Here is a 574-nt window from a genome sequence, read left to right on the forward strand (position 1 = left end):
GACACCGGCACCCGACGACGATGTCGTGCGTTTCACCCTGATTGCACGCATGCTTTATTCCAAAGGGGTTGAGCATTATGTTGAAGCCGCACGTAAACTCAAGAAGCGTCATGGTCAACGCTGCGAATTTCGCTTGTTGGGATTTCTGGATGTTAGCAATCCGGCAGCGGTGAAGACTGAGCGTATGGCCGCCTGGATTGAGGAAGGTAATATTCTATATCTGGGGACATCCGATAATGTTGAGCAGGAAATCGCGCAGGTTGATTGTATTGTGCTGCCTTCTTTTTATCGTGAAGGCGTGCCGAAATCATTACTTGAAGCCGGAGCGATGGGAAAGCCGCTGATTACCACCCGTAATATTGGCTGTCAGGATGCGGTAGATGACGGGATAAATGGATTTCTGTGTGAGCCGCAAGATACGGACTGCTTAACGCGGGCGATGGAGCGGCTAATTAATATGACTCATGTGCAACGTCTGGAAATGGGCAATGAGAGTCGGAAAAAGATGGTCAGGGAGTTCGATGAAAAGATCGTTATTTCCCGTTATCTGAAGGCGATCGAACAAGTCTTGCCC

General features: G+C 49.3%; 1 protein-coding gene. It reads left to right on the plus strand.

From position 1 onward, the window contains the following. Positions 1–574 (plus strand): glycosyltransferase (locus AC1DUO_RS26110; protein ID WP_477989648.1); only part of this gene is annotated, 574 nt, incomplete at both ends.

It is taken from the genome of Rahnella sp. P4_A8 (assembly GCF_056402435.1).